The organism is Bradyrhizobium sp. ISRA436, from assembly GCF_029910015.1.
Taxonomy (GTDB): Bacteria; Pseudomonadota; Alphaproteobacteria; order Rhizobiales; family Xanthobacteraceae; genus Bradyrhizobium.
Genome location: NZ_CP094519.1, coordinates 6,550,927 through 6,568,697, shown reverse-complemented (window position 1 = coordinate 6,568,697; position 17,771 = coordinate 6,550,927). Strand labels below are relative to the sequence as shown.

At 62.3% G+C, this 17,771-nt stretch carries 13 protein-coding genes and 5 pseudogenes; 11 read left to right on the top strand and 7 right to left on the bottom strand.

Translation table 11 applies throughout. The annotated features are described in order from the left end of the window. Positions 1-64: 64 nt before the first annotated feature. The gene (locus tag MTX23_RS30560) at positions 65-1,036 is read right to left on the bottom strand and encodes a hypothetical protein (RefSeq protein ID WP_280973821.1); all 972 of its coding nucleotides are present in this window, start codon (positions 1,034-1,036) and stop codon (positions 65-67) included. A gap of 17 nt (positions 1,037-1,053) precedes the next feature. Between MTX23_RS30560 and MTX23_RS30555 the strand changes: the two genes are divergently transcribed. Next, positions 1,054-1,776, top strand: coding sequence for a GTP-binding protein (locus tag MTX23_RS30555; RefSeq protein ID WP_280973820.1), 723 nt, complete (start codon positions 1,054-1,056; stop codon positions 1,774-1,776). 11 nt (positions 1,777-1,787) lie between these two features. Continuing rightward, complete coding sequence (locus MTX23_RS30550) at positions 1,788-1,979, top strand: hypothetical protein (RefSeq protein WP_280973819.1); 192 nt, start codon at positions 1,788-1,790, stop codon at positions 1,977-1,979. On the opposite strand, the gene MTX23_RS30545 is transcribed toward MTX23_RS30550, so the two are convergent. After that, the gene (locus tag MTX23_RS30545; protein WP_280973818.1) at positions 1,918-2,691 is read right to left on the bottom strand and encodes an alpha/beta hydrolase; all 774 of its coding nucleotides are present in this window, start codon (positions 2,689-2,691) and stop codon (positions 1,918-1,920) included. The genes MTX23_RS30550 and MTX23_RS30545 overlap by 62 nt on opposite strands. A 306-nt stretch (positions 2,692-2,997) precedes the next feature. Between MTX23_RS30545 and MTX23_RS30540 the strand changes: the two genes are divergently transcribed. Then, on the top strand, positions 2,998-4,023 hold the full coding sequence (locus tag MTX23_RS30540; protein ID WP_280973817.1) for a DUF1007 family protein: 1,026 nt from the start codon (positions 2,998-3,000) through the stop codon (positions 4,021-4,023). 84 nt (positions 4,024-4,107) lie between these two features. Here MTX23_RS30540 and MTX23_RS30535 read toward each other — a convergent pair. From MTX23_RS30535 to MTX23_RS30525, 3 genes and pseudogenes are all read right to left on the bottom strand, one after another. Next, a pseudogene (locus MTX23_RS30535) lies at positions 4,108-4,479 on the bottom strand (nickel transporter); the annotation flags it as partial. Between the two features lie 397 nt (positions 4,480-4,876). After that, complete coding sequence (locus MTX23_RS30530) at positions 4,877-5,635, bottom strand: SDR family oxidoreductase (protein ID WP_280978267.1); 759 nt, start codon at positions 5,633-5,635, stop codon at positions 4,877-4,879. 80 nt (positions 5,636-5,715) lie between these two features. Further along, on the bottom strand, positions 5,716-6,993 hold the full coding sequence (locus MTX23_RS30525) for an ROK family protein (protein ID WP_280978266.1): 1,278 nt from the start codon (positions 6,991-6,993) through the stop codon (positions 5,716-5,718). Positions 6,994-7,065: 72 nt separating this feature from the next. Here MTX23_RS30525 and MTX23_RS36495 point away from each other — a divergent pair. From MTX23_RS36495 to MTX23_RS30510, 3 pseudogenes are all read left to right on the top strand, one after another. After that, positions 7,066-7,891: pseudogene (locus MTX23_RS36495) on the top strand (sugar-binding protein); the annotation flags it as partial. Positions 7,892-7,968: 77 nt separating this feature from the next. Then, positions 7,969-8,634, top strand: a pseudogene (locus MTX23_RS36490) (ATP-binding cassette domain-containing protein); the annotation flags it as partial. A gap of 40 nt (positions 8,635-8,674) precedes the next feature. Further along, a pseudogene (locus MTX23_RS30510) lies at positions 8,675-9,715 on the top strand (ABC transporter permease). A gap of 319 nt (positions 9,716-10,034) precedes the next feature. Here MTX23_RS30510 and MTX23_RS30505 read toward each other — a convergent pair. Further along, complete coding sequence (locus MTX23_RS30505; RefSeq protein WP_280973815.1) at positions 10,035-11,474, bottom strand: helix-turn-helix transcriptional regulator; 1,440 nt, start codon at positions 11,472-11,474, stop codon at positions 10,035-10,037. 145 nt (positions 11,475-11,619) lie between these two features. Here MTX23_RS30505 and MTX23_RS30500 point away from each other — a divergent pair, with 145 nt between their 5' ends. Further along, the gene (locus MTX23_RS30500) at positions 11,620-13,257 is read left to right on the top strand and encodes an isocitrate lyase (protein WP_280973814.1); all 1,638 of its coding nucleotides are present in this window, start codon (positions 11,620-11,622) and stop codon (positions 13,255-13,257) included. A gap of 126 nt (positions 13,258-13,383) precedes the next feature. Here the strand turns inward: MTX23_RS30500 and greA are convergent. Beyond that, positions 13,384-13,867: pseudogene (gene greA / locus MTX23_RS30495) on the bottom strand (transcription elongation factor GreA). A gap of 266 nt (positions 13,868-14,133) precedes the next feature. Here greA and MTX23_RS30490 point away from each other — a divergent pair. From MTX23_RS30490 to MTX23_RS30475, 4 genes are read left to right on the top strand one after another with little or no spacing between them, the layout of a single operon-like run. Beyond that, positions 14,134-14,607: a MarR family transcriptional regulator gene (locus tag MTX23_RS30490; protein WP_280973813.1), complete on the top strand. Its 474-nt coding sequence runs from the start codon at positions 14,134-14,136 to the stop codon at positions 14,605-14,607. A gap of 2 nt (positions 14,608-14,609) precedes the next feature. After that, complete coding sequence (locus tag MTX23_RS30485) at positions 14,610-16,661, top strand: FUSC family protein (RefSeq protein WP_280973812.1); 2,052 nt, start codon at positions 14,610-14,612, stop codon at positions 16,659-16,661. Then, positions 16,658-16,864 (top strand): DUF1656 domain-containing protein, encoded by a 207-nt coding sequence (locus MTX23_RS30480; RefSeq protein WP_280973811.1) that lies wholly within the window; start codon positions 16,658-16,660, stop codon positions 16,862-16,864. Before MTX23_RS30485 ends, MTX23_RS30480 begins: the two co-directional genes overlap by 4 nt. Then, a complete protein-coding gene (locus MTX23_RS30475) occupies positions 16,861-17,727 on the top strand; it encodes an HlyD family secretion protein (RefSeq protein WP_280973809.1) in 867 nt (288 codons plus the stop codon). The genes MTX23_RS30480 and MTX23_RS30475 overlap by 4 nt, the downstream gene beginning before the upstream one ends. The last annotated feature ends 44 nt before the right edge of the window (positions 17,728-17,771 follow it).

Sequence of the window (17,771 nt, the reverse complement as noted above, 5' to 3'; positions counted from 1 at the left end):
GGGTGGCGGCAGCGCTACATCTTGAGGCAGTCGCGGATTTTGAGCCCGAGTAGCGCGACAGAGTTTACCGCCCTTTGCAAGTCGGCGTCGGCCGTTGCGGCGGTGCCGGATGATCCTTCTTGTATTGAGCGAGGATCGGCTCGAGGGTCTGCTTTGGCCAAAATTTCGGAACGCGGATTTCTTTCAAACAGGCAGCGTTCCAATATAATCCGACGCCCGACGGCGACCGGCCGGCCGCAACCGCCTGCGCGACGGCGTCGACGTCGGCGGCGTCAGGATAGACGTACAGCGTCGTCGGATTGTCCTTCACCATCGCGATGATTTGCGCTGCGTCCGATGGCGACCAACTGGTGCAGCCGTTGCTGCGGCCGCCCGCGTAATCAACCAGCGTTCCGAACGGAACGTAACCGTCGTGGTTTGCGTACGGACTGCGTGGATCTTTTCGAAGACAGACGTTCCTCAACAACTCTGCCGGATGCCCGCCGATCTCGCGCTGTCGGGCGTTTGCGGTCTCGCCTTCGCCGTCAAACTGAACGAACGAGCGCATCAGAACCGCGTCTTGTTTCGCCGAGATGCGGTAGTAGCCTTTGAAGGACGTCTTCGTCTCGCCGGTCACATAGGCCCCGCCGGCCGTCAGTTCTGAATCCAACGCATTGCCGAAGTTCTTCGCGCACCGTCTTCCGTTGGCGAAATCCGCGATGCCCTTTAAATCGCGACCGCCGCCGTGACCGGCCGAAATCGCACGAAACGATCGGTCGGATTCGCAGATAACGTAGAACCGGCGCCCCAATTTGCCGTCGCTAAAATCGTTGGGACGCGTCGCGTCCATCGCGAAGTAGCAGGTATTTTTGACCGTGCCTTCGCTCACCTTTCGTAGGTAAAGTGCCCGGGCCCTCTGCAACACCACTGGCGCGATTTGATCTTCGCCTTCGCCGACATGGGCCCTCATCCAGACCGGAATGCCGGATGATTGCTGCGCGGCAAAAGACCATGGCGACGCCAGCAAGACGATGACGAAGAGGCTGAAGATATTCATGATCAGAAGGACGGATCTTGACCGCACGAGATCAATTCTCCTGTCGATGCGTTTTGCATGCTAGTTCAAGCGTCGCGGCGTGTTCAAGCGCACAGACCTTCTTTGTCGACGACGACGTCCGCCGCAAGACCAAGCTTGACGCTATCGTCACAGTCGCGGACGCCAAGCACCTGCTTGACCAGATCGACCGGACCCCTGAAGCGCAGGAGCAGTTGGTGTTCGCCGACGTCGTTCTCGTCAACAAAGTCGATCTTGTCGACGAGAAGAGTCTCGTGACGATCGAGCGCCGCATCCGCAAGATCAATCCTTACGCGGCGATCCATCGAACCGAACGCTGCAGCCTCCCTTTCGACCAGGTGCTAGGGCGGGACGCCTTCAATCTTGACCGCATTCTCGAGGTTGAGCCGGGCTTCCTCACCGAGGAGCACGATCACGAGCACGACGACACTGTTGCCAGCCTGTCGCTGATCGCCGACCGCCCGATGAATCAAGCGACATTCATCCCGTGGATCAACAATGTCGCTCAACGCTTCGGCACCGATATCCTGCGCATGAAGGTAATCATTGCATTAGCGAACGACGACCGGCGATTTGTCGTTCAGGGCGTCCACATGCTGATCGAAGGTGGCAGCCAGCGTGCGTGGAAGAAGGACGAGGCGCGCCAGACCCGGCCCGTTTTCATCGGACGCGATCTGCCCACGGACGTGCTCAAGCAAGACTTTGAGGCTTGCTGCGCCTAAGGGGAGTGCAGATGGGAGAGATCGTAGGATTTGTTTCGAAATCCGAACTCGATCGGGCGCGTCTGATCCGGGAGGCCCGCGCGATCTACGACAGCATATTTCCGCCGGTCGATGCGGCCGGCGAGTGGCGGGACGCTCGCGTTACGGAAGGGAGGCAAAAGGGCGGAACGAGCCCACTCCATCGAAAAGAAACGGCCGGATGACGGAAATGACCGCATCCGGGAATTCCTCATGGAGAGACAGTTTGCCCTTCTCCAGCCGCTCCAGCCGAACATGCGGCAAAGTCGCCAGCGCTTCGATTTCGCCGCGCGAGCGCGCTGGGGTCTCGTGCCCATAGACCACCAGTGTCGGTTTGTCCGCCTTCCGCACCAGGTCGAGAAAGTCCTCGCGGCTGGCGACCCGATCGAGGTATCCGGTCACAAACCGCACCGAAGCGTGGCGTGCTCCCTTTGCCTGTGTTACCGCAAGCTTGGCGGCGAGGCGGTCGCCAGAGAGCCAGTGCGCCTCGCTATAGACGTGCTCGCGCGCCATGCTCGTCACCACAAAACGACTGACATTGATCCGATAGAGCAACTGGCCGATCAGCGGCCAATCGATCGCCGCTCGCACGCGGGCGAACCAGGGGCGATAGCCCATCATCGTGGGGAGGGGCCCTCGCCAGGTCGGCGCGAGCAGCACGAGGCGGTCGACCGCGTCGCGGTGGCGCGCCGCATGATGCAGCGCATAGGTCGCCGCATGTCCGGCGGCGACAATCATGCGTGTCGTCGGCGACATCTGGCTCAAGAACCAGTCCAGGAATGTCGAAAGCATCTCGGGCGACCAGTCGGCGCGCGGGCGCGGCAGGTCGCCGAATCCAGGCCAGTCGACGGTTGTCGCACGACAGTCGGATGCCAGTCGCTCGAGCAGCGGATACATCTCGGCTCGCGTCGAAATCGAGCTGAGTGCAGGCAGCAGGATCACGTCCGGACCGTTTCCCGCGCTCGCCATTCCGATCGAGAGCGCCCGGCCTTCCCACCGATACTCGATTGTGCGCTCAATAATCATGTTCAACTGCCCTTGTGTATCGACGTCGTGCCGTGGCGCTTCGCTTTGATGGCGCTCCTGCCGGCAGCACGCCATGGCGCTGCTTTGTCGATGGCAAGGACAATTATAGCCTATGGATCGCCATATTCTTTTGGTCCCTAGTCGCGTCAGAAGGGGAACAGGGCGTTGACGAAGTTCATGCCTGCACGGGTTTTCGTGCAGCGCTGCGGAGCCAGTCTTGCGCTTGTGGCGCTCACGCTGCAGCTTGTGCTGTCATTCGCCCACGTCCACAAGGATGATTTCGCTTTCTCCGGGCGCGCTCGCCTCGACGTCGCGAGCGTCGGGCAAGCCCGGCCGCAACGGCAGACCGCCGAACGGCATCCGTCGCGGCTGGCCGATGACGACGAACACTGCACGATCTGCTTCTCGAGCTTCCTGTTGGCGAATTCGTCGATACCGCATGCGCCGGCAAAGCTGCCCTTGCTCCAATGGGACAACCTCGATCGTTCGCCCAACCCCGTTCCGGATATCGCAATTCAGCCGCGCCGCGTGGCCTTCCTGTCGCGCGCGCCGCCTGGCAAAATAGTCATGATAAAACGGCTCTATCCCTCCTTCTGCGCGATGCTCCTGCTCGCGTTATCCGTCCACCGCGGGCAGGCGCATCCCCACGTCTGGGTCGCCTTCCACAGCGAAGTGCTTTATGCGGCGGATGGCACCATGACGGGCATTCGCCACGCCTGGACCTTCGACGACATGTTTTCCGCTTATGCGCTTCAGGGTATCCCCCATGCCAAGAAGGGCCAATACACGCGCGAGGAACTGGCGTCGCTCGCGCAGACCAACGTCGATTCACTGAAGGAGTATGCTACCTGTGCGCGCGCCGACGGCAAGAAGCTGAAATTTTCGGATCCGGTCGACTACTGGCTCGAATACAAGAACGCCGCCCTCACCCTGCATTTCACCCTGCCGTTGAAGGCGGCGGCCCCGGCGAAGGCGACGCAAATCGAGATCTACGATCCCTCCATCTTCGTGGATTTCGAGTTCGCCAAGGACAAGCCGGTGTCCTTGAGCGGGGCACCGCAGTGCCTGCTCACCTACGATCTGCCGCATCAGCCGACACCGGCCGAGCAGGCGCGGCTCAGTCAACTCGATGCCGTGCCGCTCGATCCCTCCAGCACCTATGGCGAGACCTTTGCCAACAAGATCCTGGTGAAGTGCCCATGACCAGGTCGCGTGTTCTGATATCGGCAGGGCTGGTGGCGGTCGCGGCCCTCTGTGCCATCGATGCTGCGTCGGCGCGGGGCGCGCTACGACAATGATGGCAACGAGGGATTGAATGCCCGCCGACACAAAGGACAGAACAACACCACGGCGCCAGGTCTCTTCGTTGGCGACGAGATAGGAGGAGATCACGGCCTTGCCGTGGCCCGGCCCGACGGCATGGAAGACGCCGTAGACAAACGAGATGCCAAACAGGCTCCACATCGCCGCTCCATCCTGCTTGCTCGCTTTGATGAAGCCGGACAGCGAACGGTAAAAGGCCGCCTGCTCGGCGAAGATCCAGCCCATCAAGCCTGAGGCCAACGCAGCGGTTGCGGGATGAGGAGCGCCAAAGGGCGCCGCGATCAGCGCGCGGCAACTCGCGAGCCGTTTCGCGAGCGTGCGGGCCGGATTCGGCATACTCGCAATGAGAGCGATCGAGGTCGGCGCCACAGCCGTGATCGTTGCGTTCGGCGCCTTGTTGCTGGTCGGCTACATGGCGAGCGAGCAACTCTGGATGTTCACCGGGTAGGCCCGACACCATCGTCCCAATCGGATCCAGCTAAAGCGCGATGAGATTGGGTTGAATCGTCATCGCGCTTTAGCTCCTTGTTTGAGCATGATCTTTTCGGAAAACCGCTTCACACTTTTCCGGATCATGCTCTAGCTTCGGCAAGACGCTTGGACTTCGGTCGTGCGCAGTTTTAGCTATGCCGCCGTTTCGTCCCCAACGGCGAACGCACTTCGTCGCGCGCTTCAGACTCGACACGCATCCGTCGAACTCGCCAGACTTCGACAACGCAGTCGGCAAATATGGTTAGACCCAGCCGCCATCGACGATGTAGCTCTGGTTGGTGCAGACACCGCTGTCGTCGGCGGCGAAGAAGAGGACGACGCGAGCGATATCGTCCGGCATGAGCTTGCGCTTAAGGCATTGGCGCTGCATGAGTTCGGCCTCACCTTCAGGTGTCAACCACAGATCCTGCTGCCGCTGGGTCATGATCCATCCGGGCAGGATGGAATTGACCCGCACGTTGTTCGGCCCAAGATCGCGGGCGAGCGCGCGGGTTAGCCCCTGAATCGCCGACTTGGCGGTGGTGTAGCAGGGCATGTTGCCCTGGCCGATCACCCAGCTTACCGAGCCGATGTTGACGATCGAACCGCCTCCTGCCCGGGTCATGTCAGGCGCAACCGCCTGGGCGCTAAAGAACTGATGTTTCAGGTTGACGGCGATCCGCTCGTCCCAGAATTCCGGCGTGACGTCCTCGATCGTGTGACGGTCGTCGCGGGCCGCGTTATTGACCAGGATGGTGATCGGCCCGAGCGCCTCGCGGACGCCGGCGACCGCGCGTCTCAGGGCGCCGATGTCGCGCAGATCGGCGTGCTCGAAGTGCACGCTGGCATGCGCCGGCAGGCTGGCCAGCAGTTGCTTTGAGGCCTTCACATCGATGTCAATGAAACCGACCCGCGAGCCCTGGCCGACGAACTGGCGGACAATGGCCTCGCCGATACCGGAACCGCCGCCGGTCACGAGCACGGTCCGGTCCTTGAGGCTTGGATAGATGGCGCCCTGCATTGGCATCCTCTCGATTTTGGCGCCTGGAGGGCGTCGGTTGCCTTGCTGCGGCTCAAACACGGGGCCGCAGCTCCTGGTATTCACTGGGTCGTCTCCATGTGGCTTCGATCCACGACCCGCAGGGTCCGCCGCACCATGCCGTCGACAATTGCCGCCGACTCGCTTGGACGCACATATATCGCCGTGGACTTGAGCAGCCATGGCAACACTGCCTGATCGAGCCGCTCCTCATAGGCGCGGCGCATCATGTCAAATGCCTGCAGGCCGGGACCCGCCAGGATGACATGATGCGGGCGTAGCACCGATATCGTTGTGGCGACCGCCTCGGCAAGCGCGTGGCCTGCCTGCCGGAATAGGTGCTCGAGACGAGGGTCGCCGCCCAGTGCTCGCTCGCACAGCAGGGCCATCTGCGCCTCGGACGGCTGCTGCAACACCGCCGGCGGCCGGTCGAGAAAGGTGCGGGCGTCGCGGTAGAGAGCGTAGTCGGCGAGATAGGCCTCGATGCAACCGCGTTGACCGCGCCGGCATTGCGGACCGTTCGGCGCCAACTTGACATGGCCGATCTCACTGCCGGCGCCGGCACCCCAGCGCGCTTCACCGTCGACGACGATGCCCATCCCGACGCCGTGGCCGACCATGATCGTGGCCGAGAGGCCTTGTGCCAGTGCCGATTCCGAGGCTGCGAGGGCCACCGCAACTGCAACAGCGTCGTTCGCCATCACGACGTCGACGCCGAATACCTGACGGATCGGCTTCACCAAGTCGACGTCGGTGATCGAGAGCGCCGGACTCCACAGATGCCGGCCGGTGTCGGCGTTTACGATGCCCTGCAGCGCAATCCCGATTCCCAACAGCCGATGCCGCGGTGTGGCTGTCGCGTCGAGCATAGCCTCGATCTGTGCGATCACGAGATCGCACAATGCGCCTGCATCGAGAGCGCGTGTCGCGAGCGCAAGTCGCGATTGCGCCAGGCCAGAGCCACTGAAATCCGCGATCAGTGTCTCAATCAGGTTCATGCGCAGCGAGACCGCAACGATGCGGCCAAACTCAGGGTTCAGGGTCAGCAGCACCGCTGGCCGGCCACGGCGACGGCCATTCAGCTCGTCCGCATCCTCTTCGTCGGTGTCGTCAGGCCACGACGTCGCCGCACCCGTGTCGGTTTCGGCCTCGCAAAGCAGTTCTTCCGCTATCAGTTTCGACGTGATGGCCGAAATGGCCGGGAAGCTCAGCCCCGTACTGCGTGCAAGCTCCACGCGCGGCAATGGCCCTTGACGTCGCAAGACTTCGACGAGGCGGCCGGGGTTCGATCCGCGGGTCACGCTTGAGGCACGTCTCGGCGGCTCAGGTTGCTCAACCATGCTGGGCATTTTTTAATTCGCTGAGTGAAGTTAATCAATGTGCGTGACGTCTTTTAGTTCGCGATCTGAAACTGGACCATCGCCGGGCGCGGGCTTGAGAAGGCGCAGAAGGAGCATCCGGACTACAATATCGAGTTGATCGTCACCAACGAAGGCACCGCGGCGGGCCAGCGGCGTGCGTTGGACGACCTCTTGATGCGCGGCGTCGCCGGCATCTCCATCTCTTTAGACGATGCACAGCACGCAACCGAAGAACTCAACAAGGTTGCGGCGAGGACCGTGTTGATCACGACGGATAGCGACGCGCCGCAGAGCAATCGTCTCGCTTATATCGGCACCGACAACGTCGCGGCTGGGCGGCAGGCGGGCGAGGAAATCAAGAAGGCGCTGCCGAACGGCGGCAAAATCGCGTTGTTCGTCGGAACGATGGACGCTGACAACGCTCGCGAGCGGGTGCACGGTATCAAGGAGGCGATCGCCGGCACCAAGGTCGAACTGGTCGACGTGTTCACTGACCAGGTGGACTTCGCCAAGGCCAAGGCGAACATGGAGAACGTGCTCGTCAAATATCCCGACATTGCGCTGCCTGTGGAGCTACGAGACACCGCTGATCTATGACGCGGTGAAAGCTGCGGGCAAGGCCGGCAAGGTGAAGATCGTCGGCTTCGACGAGGACCAGCGCACGCTGCGGGGCATTTCCGACGGGACGATCGAATCCACGGTCGTGCAGCAGCCGTAAGAGTTCGGCTACCTCTCCGCCAACAACATCATCAAAACGTTGAACGGCGACAAGTCCTGGATCCCGGCGGACGGCAAGCTGATCGTGCCAACCAAGGTGATCAGCAAGTCCAATGTCGCGGAGTTCACCGCAAATCTGAAGGAATTGCTGAAGAAGTAACTTCGGCGTGCTTCAACGCCCGGCTGCCACAGGCCGCCGGGCGTCGTGCGGGAGGAAACGCTAATGACAGACACGCTGCTCGAACTCGCCGGGACCATGCCGCAATGATCCGGCTGATGATCGGCCGCGACCTGAAGACGCTGTATACGCCGCCGGCGCGGTCGCCGCAGCAGAGCGGTTGCGATATCGCCGGCCTCGTGACGGCCGCCTTTCCCGACCGGCAGATTAACCTTTCGGTGCGGCGCGGCGAGATACTCGGTCTGGCCGGGCTCGTGGGCGCTGGCCGCACCTCCCTTGCCCGCGCGGTGTTCGGCATCGATCCGCTGCTGGGTGGCGAGATCAGGATCGACAACGCGCCGGTCGGTGTCGCGTCGCCGCGGGACGCGATCAGGCAAGGGATCTATCTGGTGCCGGAGGACCGCAAGAAATCCGGACTGGTGCTGGAGCTGCCGATCCGGGAGAACGTGTGACGCTCGCGAACTTGCTGAATTATGCACGGATGTGGCTGGTCAACGGCGCGGCCGAGCGCAAGGTCGCGAAGGAACAGGCCAGGAGCTTGTCCATAAAGGCGCCGAGCATCGATATGGAGGCTGATCGTGATGATCTCCTCGGACATGGAGGAGGTCATCGGCGTCTCCGACCGGGTAGCTGTGATGCATGAAGGCAGTGTCAGCGGCGTGCTGGAGCGCGAGCAGTTCGGCGAATACAACGTGTTGCGGCTTGCGATGGGCCAGGTACTGGAAATCACGGAAGCGCTGCGTCATGATGAAATAAGAACTCGGCCTGTTTCTGCTTCTGGCGGTGGTCTCCGCCATCACGGGCGCGATCAATCCGGCCTTCCTATCATTGGTGAACTTGCTGAACCTGGCCAATCTGATATGCCTTTCGGTGTGTTCGCGCTAGGCGAGGGGCTCGTGATCATCACCGGAGGCATCGATCTTTCGCTCGGCTCGATGTTCGCGCTGCTCGGTGTCGTCTTCGTCGACCTTCTGACGACTTATCAGATCTATTGGCCCTTCGCGCTGTTGCTGGTCCTGCTGGGCGGGCTGGCGCTGGGAGGTATCCAGGGTTTCCTGATCACACGGCTGAAGATGCATCCCTTCATCGTGACGTTTGTGCGGGTTGCTGATCTATCGCGGCGTCGCGCGCTACTACACGAGCGATTCGACACGCGGCTTCGGCTACGGTGACGAGGCGAGCACGCTGCGCAACATCGCCTCCGGCAATCTCGCGGGCATCCCGAACACCTTCATCTTCATGATCACCCTGGCGCTGATCCTTGGCGTGCTGCTGCACCGCTCGGTCTACGGGCGCTGGCTCTATGCGGTGGGCAAGAACGAGGAGGCGGCGCGCTTCTCCGGTATCAGCACAAATGTCGTGATCGCGACCGCCTATATCGTCAGCAGCGGACTGGCCGGGATTTCGACCGTGTTGTTCGTGTTCTACACCAACTCCGTCTCTCCGAGTTCGTTCGGCAACTTCTATGAGCTCTATGCGATCGCGGCTGCCGTTCTCGGTGGGTGCAGCCTGCGCGGAGGCGAGGGCTCCATTCTCGGCATCGTGCTGGGAACGGCGCTTCTGCAGGTGCTGCAGAACCTGGTGAATATCTTGGGCATCCCCAATTCCCTGAACTTCGCCGTGATGGGGACGGTGATTCTGATCGGTGTGCTGGCGGATCAGCAATTGCAGGCACGCCGGCGGCGAAAGATGGCGCTGGCCGGCCTGGCCCGTACGGCGCCGAGATCCACGCTTGTGCAGGAAAAGCAGAGCGCGTTGCCGCGCGGCGCGGCTGCGCTGCCAACGAGAACGGGCGACCATGCATGAGAGCTCAATACAGGGAAACCAAGACCAGGCGCTCCAAGGGCCTCGGTGCGCGTTAAATTTGATCTTCGACCTCCAGTTGAAAAATCGGCGTGTGCTGGGGACGAGCACGTTCCAGGCTGGAGGGCTTTGGGCGGGAACGTGACACAAAAATAGACAAAGCCAAGGGCATTCGGACACGGGCGGGATGATTGACTGGTGGGCAGCTCGAGCGGCTCGTACAACGCCGAGGCTAGGCGTTCGCACGGCGCAGTTTTCGACAAGGCCCGAACGGACCCGCTGCATCGGATGCGTCGACAACGGCGTTCACCTTGAGAAGATTTCAGTCCCCGGAGAACCCGAAGGGGACGCTTGAGGTCCTGAAATCGTCGGGAAGAATCTCGCGTCCGATTGGCGGCGCCGATCGTGCGGCGCATTTCGGGCGGTGACAGACGCGGCATGCAACGCCGATCGGCGTCGGCTCGTCCGCACGCGGACCTTGCCCGTCGCGGGTATAGATCAACTGTCCCGCATGCTCGGCAGCGCAGCCGATCGCGATCGCCCGCTCCACGCGGATCGCGCCAAACGAACCTCCGCCGGCGGTAACAGTGCGGGCGATCGAAAAGAAGCGCTGTCCATCGGGTAATTCAAGCCATTGCGTGACAATCTGGCGTGGTGTCCTGAAGACGCCGTGGACAGACCAAAGCGGACACGCGCCTCCGTGCTTGGCAAACGGGAATCCCGCACCGTCAAGCAGCTTGGAAATGTTGCCGGCCGGATCGACGCGGATCAGAAAGAACGGGACCTTCTCAAGCCCTGGCCGCTGCAAGGTCGTAAGGCGATGCGCCGTCTGTTCGAAGCTGGTGCCGAATTGACGCGCCAGCGCCTCTACATCGTAACGACGCGTGTCGACGGCTTTCGCAAAGGCGGAATAAGGCATGATGAGAGCGCCGGCGGCGTACGCTGCGAGCGCCCGGCGTGCCAGCAATTCAGCGCTCTTGGTCGAAAACTTGCCGGCTTCCAGTGCCGCGCCAATCTCATCTTCCATTTCGAGATAGGCAAGTTGCTTGGCCAACTGAAAGTTGAGGCTTGCGGTATCGAGCGAGTCCTCAAGCAGGAGCTGTCTGCGATGGAGGTCCAGCCGCCTGACCGAGCCGAGCATGACGTTCGGCGGCAGATAACGCACTTGAAGATTATGACGAACCCGAAACCGTTCGATGAATCCAGCCGGTCCGGAAGGTGCCTGGACGAGACGTTCGGCTGCATCGTCCAGGTTGGCGAAGTTATTGCGGCGTGCGGCAAGAAACCGCCTGACTTCCGCGACCGGGTCGTTTGCGTCAAAGCTCTCCTGGCCCGGCAACGATGCGGCGCCCGTCAGCTCCGGAGCGCTTCGCTCCGCGAGCGCCAACTGTTCTTCGCGATAGGCGGTGTAGAGGCGAAGGAATGCCTCGGTCATTCCCGGATAGCTGATGGCGAGGTCGCTGATTTCAAGCGCAGGGATATCGATGTCGGAAAACATCGGCTCCTTCAGAATGGATTGCATGCGCGCCGTGTGATCGGCGCCGCCGTCGCCGGCGAGATCGGCCAGGTCGATTTTGTAGGTGCGGGCCAGACGAAGCAGCATATCCGCCGTCACCGGCCGCTGATTGCGTTCCAGAAGCGCGACGTAGGGGGCCGATATTTCCAGGTCGGCCGCCATGTCCGCCTGGGTCAGCCCGAGGTCGCGTCGCAGCCGTCGCAGTCGTGGTCCCATGAAGACGGAGCGGGCGCTGGAGGTTGTCATATCGAATTCTCACGCAATGTAATGTTCTTACAACAATACACCACATTCTTGTAAAGTGTGACAAGTTTTCTGCGGGATGACTGGCAACCGGCGAGGTGGTGCGTACAAACGCTCCAGATTTGTCGTCACCGAAGGGATCATGGACATGAACTTCCAACCGCGCGGGATCAGCGACCGGGCCATCCAGGGACTGGCGTCCTATCAGAGCGAGATTGAGGCGGCCGAAGCGCTGCTCAAGACCAAGCCGACGTGGAACGGTGTCACCGCCGAAGCCGTGGCGCGGATGCGCCTGCAGAACCGCTTCAAGACCGGTCTCGACGTCGCCCGCTACACCGCGGCGGTGATGCGTGCCGACATGGCCGCCTATGACGCTGATAGCACCAAGTACACCCAGTCGCTTGGTTGCTGGCACGGCTTCATCGCCCAGCAGAAGCTGATCTCGGTCAAGAAGCATTTCGGCACCACCGATCGTCGCTATCTGTACCTCTCGGGATGGATGATTGCGGCGCTCCGCTCCAAATTCGGGCCGCTGCCCGATCAGTCGATGCACGAGAAGACCTCGGTGCCAGCCCTGATCGAAGAACTCTACACCTTCCTGCGTCAAGCGGACTCCCGCGAGCTCAACGATATCTTCCGCGCGCTCGATGCGGCCCGCAAGGCGGGCGACAAGGCGAAGGAAAAGGAGCTGATCGAGAAGATCGACAACTTCCAGACCCACGTCGTGCCCGTGATCGCCGACATCGACGCCGGCTTCGGCAATGCCGAGGCGACCTACCTGCTCGCCAAGAAGATGATCGAAGCCGGCGCGTGCGCGCTGCAGATCGAAAACCAGGTCTCCGACGAGAAGCAGTGCGGCCACCAGGACGGTAAGGTGACTGTGCCGCATGACGTCTTCCTGGCCAAGATCCGTGCCTGCCGTCACGCCTTCCTCGAACTGGGCGTGGAAGACGGCATCGTCGTGACCCGCACCGACTCGCTCGGCGCCGGCCTCACGCAGCAGATCGCCGTGAGTCACAAGCCCGGCGACATCGGCGATCAGTACAACAGCTTCCTCGATTGCGAGGAAGTGACGGCCGAGAACGCCAGGAATGGCGATGTCATCATCAACCGCAACGGCAAGATGATGCGTCCGAAGCGCCTTCCCAGCAATCTCTATCAGTTCCGTCCCGGCACCGGCGAAGATCGCTGCGTGCTCGACTGCATCACCTCGCTGCAGAACGGCGCCGACCTGCTGTGGATCGAGACCGAGAAGCCCCACATCGAGCAGATCGCCAAGATGGTCGATCGCATCCGTGAGGTGGTGCCGAACGCGAAACTGGCCTACAACAACTCGCCTTCCTTCAACTGGACGCTCAACTTCCGTTGGCAGGTCTACGATGCGATGAAGGAAGCCGGCAAGGACGTCAGCAAGTACAACCGTGCCGAACTGATGAAGGCGGAATACGACAACACGCCGCTGGCGATCGAAGCCGACGAGCGTATCCGTACCTTCCAAGCCGATTCGGCAAAGCGCGCCGGCATCTTTCACCATCTGATCACGCTGCCGACCTATCACACGGCTGCTCTGTCGACCGATAACCTCGCGAAGGAATATTTCGGCGAGCAGGGCATGCTGGGATATGTGAAGAACGTCCAGCGGCAGGAAATCCGTCAGGGCATTGCCTGCGTCAAGCATCAGAACATGGCGGGATCCGACATCGGCGACGATCACAAGGAATACTTCGCCGGCGAGGCTGCTCTGAAGGCCGGTGGTGTCCACAACACGATGAACCAGTTCAGCTAACATCGAACGGATCGGTCTGGAGTCAGTTGGACTCCAGACCGATCGACTCGGCCGTCGCCGGGCGACACGCTCAATGCCCGCGATCTCCACCTCGATGTGAGGTGCCTTGCTTGTCGGTCCCGATCGCTATGAGATCGCGACGACTTCGATGTCCTGTCCCGACGCTTCGATTACGTCTCCGACGGACTTGCCCATCAAAAGCCTGGCGATCGGTGAAACGAAGGAGATCATCCCCTTGTTCGGGTCGGCCTCGTCCTCGCCTACGATTCGATAGGTCTGGATGCGTCCGTCATCGCGGCTGAAGGTGACTGTGCTTCCAAAGCAAACGGTATCAAACGTCGTCGGCTCCGGGACCACCTGAGCCGTCCGGACCCGCTCCGCGAAATATCGTGCATCTCGCAGCGGCAGCGCGCCTTGCCGCCGCCGCTCGTTCACATCGTCGATCTTTTGCGACGTCTCGTAGGCTTCCTGCGCCGCCTTCAACTGGGCTTCCAGGGCCTTCAGGCCTGCCGCCGTGACGAGGTTCGCGTGGGGCGAGATCCGGGCGGTTCGGCAGCTGCGTCTCGGACGCGGTCTCGGCACTTTCTTCCTTGGTGAATGCGACGCTCACGCCTGGAACTCCCTGCACAAGGCACACGCCTACGCGTCGGCCCCTCGCATTTCAGATAGCGGCTGCGCCAGCCGACGGCCAGTCCCTGACAGGTAGCGGGGAAGCGTCAGGAGCGGCACTGGGGGCAGTCTTCACCGGAAAGTTCCTTGCGTGCCGCTGCCGTCAAGCCCGGGCCGTCCCGCGCGGCCATTCGCATTTTCGTGATATCCCGAAATATCTCTGCCTATATAGTTGTAGGCTAATAGTTTGTATCCTATCTAATTTGCATGGCTCCATCGCAAGCCCATATCCACGCTGAAATCGGCCGCCTGATCACGAGGCTCGGCCGGATCTGGCGCCGCGAGTCGGACCAGGCACTGTCGGATCACGGCCTGTCCTACGCGACCGCGATTCCCCTACTGGTGCTGTCGCGACAAGGGGAAAACGTCCGTCAGGGGGTACTGGCCGATGAGCTCGGGATCGAAGGGCCATCGCTGGTGCGGCTGATCGATCTGCTGCAGACCGAAGGGCTCGTGGAGCGCCGCGAGGACCCGACCGATCGGCGCGCCAAGACGCTGCATCTCACCGCTGCCGGCGAGGCGAAGGTCGAGGAGACCAACCGGATCTTGCGCCGCGTGCGGGCCAGTCTGCTGAAGGATATCGGCAGCGACGAACTTGCGATAACGTTCGAGACGCTCCAGCGCATCGAGCAGCGTGCCAGCCGCCTGCAGGAACCTAAGGCTGCTCCAGAGGCGAAGTAGTCATGCGCGCGGAAGAGCCGTTTCTGGTCCGCCACGCGGACATCATTTTCGCTCTGAAGACGTTCGCCGCGTCGATCCTGGCGCTCGTGATTGCGTTGGCGCTGGATCTGCCGCGACCCTATTGGGCGATGGCTACCGTCTACATCACCTCGCAACCGCTGGCCGGCGCGACGAGCTCCAAGGCATTCTTCCGCGTGATGGGGACACTAATCGGCGCGACCGTGACGGTTGCGATGGTGCCGAACCTGATCAATGCGCCGGAACTGCTGTGTCTCGCGATTGCGCTCTGGGTCGGGCTTTGTCTTTATCTGTCGCTGCTCGACGGGACCCCGCGCAGCTATGTCTTCATGCTGGCCGGATATACCGTCGCGCTGATTGGCTTTCCGTCCGTGGCCGAGCCGGGAAACATCTTCGATACCGCAGTGGCGAGGCTCGAGGAGATATCGCTTGGCATCATCTGTGCCAGCGTGGTGTCAACAGTGGTGTTTCCTCGCAGCGTCGCGCCGGCCGTTGGCGGCCGCGTCAGGAGCTGGCTGTCGGATGCGCGCCGCCTGTCCCGCGACGTGCTGCTTCAACACGGGACCAGCGAGACGCACCGGGTCCAGCGCCTTCGCCTTGCCACCGACATCGTCGAGATCGACACACTGGCCACTCATCTCGCCTATGACCGGCTGGCCGAAGCCGGTGCCGTGCGCGGCCTCAGCGAGGTCAGGTTGCGCATGCTGATGCTGTTGCCGGTGATTACCTCGATCGAAGATCGACTTGCCGCACTGGGCGAGGGCGCGCTGCAAAGGCAGCCGGAGCTGAGGCAACTGCTCGGCGATCTCGGCGAATGGATCGTGAACGAGGATCGTTTGCGGCAATCCGGGGAGCGGATCCGTGCTGCGATTGCGGAGCGGCAGTCCGCGCTCGACGGCGTCGCGCCTCGGGAGCGCATCATCACGATCAGCCTGCTGTTGCGGTTGCGCGAGCTTGTCGACATCTCGGCCGACTGCCGCGCAGTGGGCGATGCGATCGCGGCCGGCAGGGATGTCTCCACCATTGCGCTGGCGTTCCGCCCCGAGTCGGGCGCTGCGCCGGTTCGTCATCGCGATCACGGCATGGCGCTGTGGTCGGCCGCAGGTGCGGCGGTCGCCATCCTGATCTGCTGCGGCCTGTGGATCGCGACCGGCTGGGCGGACGGAGCTTCCGCGCCTATGATGGCAGCCGTCGCCTGCTCGTTCTTCGCCGCGCATGACGAGCCCGCGCGCGGCATCCGGGCCTTCGGTCTGTGGTCGCTGGTCGCGATCGTCGTCGTCGCGATCTATCAATTCGCGTTGGTGCCTGGAATTTCCCATATCGAGGTCTTGATCGTCGCACTGGCGCCGACCTTCCTGCTGTACGGTTTTCTGATCGCGCGGCCCGCGACCGCGCCGTCCGGCATGGCGCTCGCCGCCAACACCGCGACGCTGCTCGCGCTGCAATCGACCTACAGTGCGGATTTTGCAACCTATGCCAATTCCGCCGTCGCCTTCTTCGTCGGCGTTGTTGTCGCCGAAGTCGTGACGCGGATTGCACGCGGCGTCGGCGCTGAGTGGGTCGCCAAGCGCCTGATGCTATCGAGCTGGCAGACGCTCGCGGTCGCCGCCGAGCGCCGCGGCCGAGGTGATCGCGCGCAGTTCGCTGGCCTGATGCTGCATCGGCTCGGATTGCTGGTGCAGCGCATTGCCTTCATCTCGGAGAGCGATCGCCGCGATGCCGACAGCCTGGTCCAGCTTCGCATCGGACTCAACATTATCGACCTGCGACGTGCCCGCTACGGCCTGGCCGCATCGACCGTGCGCGTTATCGACGACATGCTCGACGATCTCGCGGCCGTCTTTCGTCGTCATGCGGGGGGTGCAGTGCGTCTCGAACTATTGTCACGCATCGATGCTGCGCTGGCCGAGGTCGTGAAGGACCCCAATGACAGCGCGCGGGATGATGCATTGCTCGGCCTCGTCGGCATCCGTCGCGGCCTGTTTCCTAATGCGCCGGCGTACCAGCCGCGGCCCGAAGAGAGTTTTGCGGCATGAGATATGAGCTCGACATCTACGGCGTCCTGGTTCCGGCGCTGCTGCTTTGGCTGATCGTGGCCTATGCGCTGAGCGCTATCGTTAGCCGGATCATGCAGCGCTTCGGCCTTGACCGGCTGGTCTGGCACCGAGCGCTGTTCAATTTTGCCCTCTACGTCTGCCTGCTGGGCGTCGTCGTCTATCTTTCGGAGTTTTTGCCATGAAGGGGAATCTCGTCTGGCTTGGCCGCGTTGCGTTGACACTCATCGCCGTCGTCGCGGCCCTCGCCGTCGGCCGGGCGCTATGGGTCTACTACATGGAATCTCCATGGACGCGTGACGGCCGGGTTCGCGCCGACGTCATTCAGGTTGCACCCGACGTATCCGGCTTCGTCACCGACGTGCTGGTCAAGGACAATCAGAAAGTTCGTCGCGGCGACGTCCTGTTCCGGATCGATCGCGAACGCTTCGCGCTGGCGCTGCAGCAGGCCGATGCCGCGGTCGCCGGCCATCGCGCCACGCTGGATCAGGCGAACGCCGACCTGAAGCGCTACAGCGCGCTGACCACCGATGCTGTGTCGCAGCAGAAGCAGGAGCAGGTTCTGGCCGCTCAGCTCCAGGCGAAAGCAGCCTATGATCAGGCCGTCGCCGATCGCGCAGTGGCACAGCTCAACCTCGACCGCAGCGAGGTGCACGCGTCAGTGAACGGCACGATCTCCAACATGGATCTCAGGCCCGGTGCCTACGTCACCGCCGGCAAGGGCGTGATGGCGCTCGTCGACACAGATACGCTGCATGTGGAGGGCTATTTCGAGGAGACCAAGCTCGCGCGCATCCACGTCGGCGACAAGGCACGGATACGGCTGATGGGCGATCCGACCCGGCTGACCGGGCACGTCGAGAGCATCGCGGCGGGGATCGAGGATCGCGACCGGGCGGAAGGTGCGAACCTGCTGGCAAACGTCAATCCGACCTTCAGTTGGGTTCGGCTTGCGCAGCGCGTGCCGGTGCGCATCGTGCTGGACCACATTCCGGACAATGTTGCGTTGGTGTCCGGCCGTTCGGCGACAGTCGAGATCGGGAAATAGCCGTAAGCGCCTCGGAGCCCGATCTGCGACGAAAAGGTCGCAGG